General features: G+C 74.0%; 4 protein-coding genes. All 4 read left to right on the forward strand.

The features are described from left to right. The first annotated feature begins 61 nt into the window (after window positions 1-61). A complete protein-coding gene (locus ABFC67_RS13070) occupies window positions 62-1708 on the forward strand; it encodes a hypothetical protein (RefSeq protein WP_346738473.1) in 1647 nt (548 codons plus the stop codon). Beyond that, complete coding sequence (locus ABFC67_RS13075; protein ID WP_346738474.1) at window positions 1708-2706, forward strand: glycosyltransferase family 2 protein; 999 nt, start codon at window positions 1708-1710, stop codon at window positions 2704-2706. Before ABFC67_RS13070 ends, ABFC67_RS13075 begins: the two co-directional genes overlap by 1 nt. A gap of 127 nt (window positions 2707-2833) precedes the next feature. Further along, window positions 2834-3790: a glycosyltransferase family 2 protein gene (locus tag ABFC67_RS13080; protein ID WP_346738475.1), complete on the forward strand. Its 957-nt coding sequence runs from the start codon at window positions 2834-2836 to the stop codon at window positions 3788-3790. A gap of 356 nt (window positions 3791-4146) precedes the next feature. Beyond that, window positions 4147-6396 (forward strand): penicillin-binding protein 1B (mrcB, locus tag ABFC67_RS13085; protein ID WP_346738477.1); only part of this gene is annotated, 2250 nt, incomplete at its 3' end.

The following is a 6396-nucleotide window of genomic DNA, read 5'->3' on the forward strand; positions in this document are numbered from 1 at the left end:
CCGGGAACGCCGCGGCGCGTTTGCTACTCTAAAGCGTCGCCTCCCGATTTCGCGCAAAGCCATGGCCGGACGAGATGATCCATCCACGCGCGGCCGCACCGAACCCACCATCGGTGATCTCGACCGTGTCGACGCACCCGCGCCCGACGACGGCCTGCCCCGCATCGTCGCCGATGCGCCGGCGCGCCGGCCCGCGCCCGTGCCCGCGCGCGGCCCGCGCCGGCAGTGGTGGAAGTGGCTGCTGCCGGTGCTGCTGCTGGCCGTCGGAAGCTGGCTGGTGGTCCACCAGGACGGCCTGCGCGGGCTGCTGCCGCGCACCGAGCTGAATTCCGTGCTGGCGCGCGCCGACCAGGCGCTCGCCGCCGGCAAGCTCGACGGCAGCGCCGGCGACAGCGCGCGCGAACTGTACGAGGCCGCGCGCGCCCTCGAACCCGACAACGAGCATGCGCTGCAAGGCCTGAAGAACGTCGGTGCCGCCGAACTTGCGCAGGCGCGCGAGGCGCTGGCGAAACGCCGGCTCGACGACGCCGACGCGGCGCTGACGGAAGCGCGCGCGCTGCTCGGCGGCGGCGCCGAGGTCGAGCGCGTCGCGCAGGCGATCCGCGCGGAGCGCACGCGCAGCGGCGCGCTCGACGCGCTGGTCGAACGCGCCCAGCAGGCACTCGCCGACGGCCGCCTCGACGGCGACGACGGCGCCGCCGCGCTTTACCGCCGCGCGCTCGCCACCGACCCCGGCAACGCCGTCGCCAGGCACGGCCTCGACCGCATCGGCGACGCGCTGGCGCAGCAGGCGCGCGCGGCGCTGGCGCAGGGCGACCGCGCCGGCGCCACGCAGATCGCCGACCGCCTCACCGCGCTGCTGCCGAACTACGGCGACCTGCCCAGCCTGCGCGCCGCGCTGGCGCAGGCCGAGCGCGACGCCCAGGCCGCGCAGGACAAGCGGCTCGCCGACGGCGAAGCGTTCCTGCGCGCCGGCCGCTTCAGCGGCGAGGGCGACGACAACGCGCTGGCGCAGTTCAACGCCGTGCTCGCCGTCGATCCCGACAACGCGCGCGCCCGCGCCGGCCTCGGCCAGGTCGCGCAGGCGCTGATCGTGCAGGCCAGCGCCGCGCTGGACGACGACCATCGCGACGAGGCCGCGCGCCTGCTCGACCAGGCCGAGAAGCTGGCGCCGAAATCGGCCGACCTCGCCGCCGCGCGCTCACGCCTGCGCGAGGCGGGCGAGCAGGCGGCGATCGCCGCCGAGCGGCCCAGGCTCACCGCCGCGCAGCAGGCCGAAGTGCTGCGCCTGGTGCACGCCGCGCAGGCCGCGGCGCGCAACGGCGACCTGATGCTGCCGCCGGGCACCAGCGCTTACGACCAGTACCGCGCCGCGCTCGCCATCGAGGGCGACAACGCCGCCGCGCAGGCGGGGCTGAAGGCGCTGCCGCAGCGCGCGGCGCAGCTCTTCGACCAGGCGCTGGCGCAGGGCCGGCTCGAGCGCGCCGCCGACCTGCTGTCCACCTTCGACGCCTTGTCGCCGGGCGACGCCGCCGCGCAGCCGCTGAAGCATCGCCTCGCCCAGGCCTGGCTCGACCGTGCCACCCTCGACGCCGACCAGGGCCGCCTGCAGGACGCGCGCATCGCGCTGGATCTGGCGCGGCGCCTCGAACCCAACGACCCGCGCGTCGGCGCGCTGGCGCAGCGCCTCGCCGGCGCGGGCGGCTGATGCACGCGCCCGTGGCGGAACCGCTGACGATCTCGGTCGCGCTGTGCACCTACAACGGCGCGGCGTACCTCGACGCGCAGCTCGACAGCCTGCTCGGCCAGCAGCGCCGCCCCGACGAGATCGTGATCGCCGACGACGGTTCCGCCGACGACACCCGCGCGCGGCTGCGCGCGTTCCGCGCGCGCGCCGCGCAGCGCGGCGTCGAGGTCGTGCTGATCGAGAACGCGGCCAACCTCGGCTACGTGCGCAACTTCGAGCAGGCGCTGGCCGCGGCGCGCGGCGCGCTGCAGTTCCCGTGCGACCAGGACGACGTCTGGCGCGCCGACAAGCTGGCGCGCATGGCCGCCGAGTTCGAGCGGCGCCCCGACCTGCTGCTGCTGCATTCCGACGCGCGCCTGGTCGACGCGCAGGGCCACGCCACCGGCATGACCCTGTTCCGCGCGCTGGAGGCGCGCCGCGCCGAGCTGGACGCGCTGCACGCCGGGCGCGGCTTCGACGTGCTCCGGCGGCGCAACCTCGTCACCGGCGCCCCCGTCGCGCTGCGCCGCGAACTGCTCGCCGCGGCGCGGCCGTTCCCGCCCGAGCTGGTGCACGACGAATGGCTGGCGCTGATCGCCGCCGCCACCGGCACCGTCGATGCGATCGAGGACACGCTGATCGACTATCGCCAGCACGGCGGCAACCAGATCGGCATCCGCCGGCGCGGCCTGGCCGACAAGTTCGAGGATCTGCGCCGGCTGCGTCCCGAGACGCTGCACGGATTGGCGGCACGCATGGACCTGCTGGGCACGCGGCTGCAGGGACTCGGCGCGCGCGTGCCGGATGCATGCCTGGCTGGGGCGCGCGACAAGGCCCGCCACATGCGCCTGCGCGCCGCGCTGCCGCCGCGCGGGTTCGCGCGCATCGGCACGGTGCTGCGCGAGGCGCGCGGCGGCGCCTACGGCCGCTACTCCAACGGTCTGCGCTCGATGCTGCGCGACCTGCTGCGGGGGGATTAGAGGGCTCTGAAAAAGCCGTGATTCCCGCGAAAGCGGGCATGACGTCAGTCGATTTGTTCAGGCCTTTCCTGGGGGCAGGGGTGAGGGCAGAAAGTGGGGCGGGCGTGCCGTGCGTGCCGGAGACGCAATGAGCGGAATCGAGGCAAGGGATTCGACGCATACATCGACGTCGTCGCTCGGAGTCGGCGCGGTGATCGTCACCTACCGTCCCGAGGCCGCCGTGCTCGCCGCGCTGATCGAGCGCGTGCGCCCGCAGGTCGCGCGGCTGGTGATCGTCGACAACGCCAGCCGCGATCCCGCCTTCGACGCGCTGCTGGCGCGCCATGCGGGCGAGGTCGACGTCGAGGTGCTGCGCCAGGCGCAGAACGTCGGCCTGGCCGCCGCGCTGAATCTCGGCATCGAGCGCCTGCGCGCCGCGGGTTGCGGCGCCGCGCTGCTGCTCGACCAGGACAGCCTGCCGGCGCCGGACATGGTGGCGACGCTCGCCGCCGCGCTGGCGTCGCTGCGCGGGCCGGCGCGTGCGGCGGCGGTGGGGCCGGCGTATCGCGACGCGCGCACCGGCGTGCCGGCGCCGTTCGTGCGCATCGGCTTTCCGTTGAACCGCAAGCTGCATGCGGGCGATGGCGGCGCGATCGAGTGCGATTTCCTGATCACCTCCGGCTGCCTGATCGCGCTGGACGCGCTGGACGCGATCGGTCCGATGGACGCACGCCTGTTCATCGACAACGTCGACATGGAGTGGTCGTTCCGCGCGCGCGCCCGCGGCTACCGGCTGTACGGCGTGGGCGCCGCGACCATGCAGCACCGCCTCGGCGACGCGCACCGGCGGCTGCCGCTGCTCGGCACGCTGGCGGTGCACGGGCCGCTGCGGCTCTATTACATGATGCGCAACCGCGTGTTCCTGTACCGCCTGCCGCAGACGCCGCGGGTGTGGATCGCGCAGGACCTGCCGCGGCTGGGCCTCAAGCTGGCCATCTTCGGGCTGCTGCTCGCGCCGCGGCGCGCCAACCTGCGCCACATGCTGCGCGGCATCGCCGACGGTCTGCGCGGGCGGCTCGGTCCGTACCCGGGCGCGTCCTCCTAGCGCGCAGGGCGAAGCCGCCGCGATTCCGCCCCGCGGCGGCGCGCGCATTCCGTGCCTCCCCTGCGGCGGAAGGAAAACGGGGCGGGCGGGCGCGCCGCGCCTGCCCGCGATCCGCCCGCCAGCGGCCCGCGCGCCGCCCGCGGGCGCCGCCAGCCTCGGGGTCGGCGAGGGCGGTGCGGTCCGGCGGCGGCCACGGGTTGCATGTACGGACGCGGAATGGCGTGCGTGCGTCAGGGAAACGGCCTGCGGCCTTCGGCTAAACTGCTCCGGTTTGACTGCGGGTGAAGTCCTTGTCGCCGTTCCTGCAACGCAGCCTGGCCGTTGGCGCCGTCGCCTGGCGGGTCCTGCACAAGCCGATGTTCCTGCTGCTCGGCGTGGCCGCCGGGTTCCTCGTGCCCTACACGATCGTGCTGAACGGTCGCGTGCGCGAGCGCTTCGGCGACCTGGTGTTCTCGGTGCCGACGCGCGTCTACGCCCGCCCGCTGCTGCTGGCGCCGGGCGAGCCGATGAACGCCGACGCGCTCGAGCTGGAACTCGCCTTCGCCGGCTACACCAGCGACGGCCAGGGCCGCCTGCCGGGCACCTGGGCCAAGAGCGGCGGCCGCTACGCGATCGCCTCGCGCGGCTATGCCGGCCCCGACGGCGGCGAGCTACCGCATCGCATCGAGCTGACCCTGGCGCACGGCCAGGTCGCCACCCTGCGCGACGCCGCCGCCGGCCGCGCGCTGCGCGAGACCCACCTCGACCCGGCGCGCATCGCCACGCTGTACGGCGCCGAGCAGGAGGAGCGCCAGGTGGTCAAGCTCGGCGAAGTGCCGCCGCTGCTGCTGACCGGCCTGCAGGCGGTCGAGGACCGCGACTTCAAGAGCCACCACGGCATCGACCTGAGCGCGATCCTGCGCGCCGCGTTCGCCAACCTGCGCGCCGGCCACGTCGTGCAGGGCGGCTCGACGCTGACCCAGCAGTTGGTGCGCAACCTGTTCCTCGACCGCAACCAGAACCTGGTGCGCAAGCTCAACGAGGCGCTGCTGTCGGTGCTGATCGAGGCCAACTACGACAAGTCGCGCATCCTCGAGGCCTACGTCAACGAGGTGTTCCTCGGCCAGCAGGGCGCGCAGGCGGTGCACGGCTTCGCCGCCGCCAGCCAGTTCTACTTCGGCCGTCCGCTGCAGGCGCTGCGCCCGCAGGAGATCGCGCTGCTGGTCGGCATGGTGCAGGGGCCGAGCTACTACGATCCGCGCCGCTCTCCGCAGCGCGCGCTGGCGCGGCGCAACCTGGCGCTGCAGGAATTCTTCACCACCGGCCTGATCGACGCCGCCCAGCTCAAGCAGGCGCAGGCCGCGCCGCTCGGCGTCAGCGCCAATCCGCAACTGCCGGCGAACCGCTTCCCGGCGTTCATGGACCTGGTGCGCGCGCAGTTGCAGAACGACTTCGACGAGCAGGCGCTGCGCGGCGGCGGGCTCGCCGTGTTCACCACGCTCGATGCGGCCGCGCAGCTCTACACCGAGCGCGCGATCGCGGAAACGCTGGACGGCATGGGCAAGCGCGGCGAGACGATGCAGGCGGCCGCGGTGGTCACCGACGCCGACAGCGGCAGCGTGCTCGCCGTGGTCGGCAGCCGCGACCCCGGCGATCCCGGCTTCAACCGCGCGCTGATGGCGCAGCGGCCGATCGGTTCGCTGGTCAAGCCGTTCGTGTACCTGGTGGCGCTGGCGCAGCCGCAGCGCTATTCGCTGGCCTCGCTGCTGTCGGACACGCCGGTCAGCCTGCGCCAGCCGGACGGCCGCGAGTGGTCGCCGCAGAACGACGACCACGAGGAGCATGGCGAGGTGCCGCTGATCGAGGCGCTGGCCGAGTCGATGAACCTCGCCACCGTGCACCTCGGCCTCGATCTCGGCGTCGATCGCGTCAAGGCGCTGCTGCAGTCGCTCGGGCTCAAGGACGTCAACCCGAATCCGTCGCTGCTGCTCGGCGCGGTCGACCTGTCGCCGCTGCAGGTGGCGCAGATCTACCAGTACCTCGCCTCCGGCGGCCACGCGCTGCCGCTGCTGTCGGTGCGCGGCGTGATGGACGGCCAGGGGCATCCGCTCAAGCGTTACGAGGTCAAGCCGGGCAACGGCGAATACCACCAGGCCGTGCAGTTGACCACCTACGCGATGCAGCAGGTCGCGGTGTCCGGCACGGCGAGCGTGCTGGCCAATTCCAACCTCGCCTGGCTGCATGCCGCCGGCAAGACCGGCACCAGCGACAGCCAGCGCGACAGTTGGTTCGCCGGCTTCACCGGCAACCGCCTCGCGGTGGCCTGGGTCGGCCGCGACGACAACAAGACGACCGGCCTGTGGGGCGCCACCGGCGGCCTGCGCGTGTGGCAAAAGCTGTTCCAGCGGCTGCCGACCAAGCCGCTGTCCACCGACCCCGGTCCCGGCCTCGAATTCGCCTGGATCGATCCGAAGAGCGGCCACCGCACCGACCAGGTCTGCCCCGACGCGCGCCAGTTGCCGTTCGTCGTCGGCTACGCGCCGCAGGACGAGGAGCACTGCTTCTGGCAGGAACTGAAGAACATCTTCGGCGGCGATGGCGGCGGCGACGGCGCGCCGCCGCAGCCC

It is taken from the genome of Mizugakiibacter sp. (assembly GCF_039680435.1).
GTDB lineage: Bacteria > Pseudomonadota > Gammaproteobacteria > Xanthomonadales > Rhodanobacteraceae > Mizugakiibacter.

Bases quoted from the DNA above. Each gene is read 5' to 3' on its own strand.
- ABFC67_RS13075 (WP_346738474.1), top strand. From the start codon at position 1,708: ATGCACGCGCCCGTGGCGGAACCGCTGACGATCTCGGTCGCGCTGTGC.
- ABFC67_RS13070 (WP_346738473.1), top strand. From the start codon at position 62: ATGGCCGGACGAGATGATCCATCCACGCGCGGCCGCACCGAACCCACC.
- ABFC67_RS13080 (WP_346738475.1), top strand. From the start codon at position 2,834: ATGAGCGGAATCGAGGCAAGGGATTCGACGCATACATCGACGTCGTCG.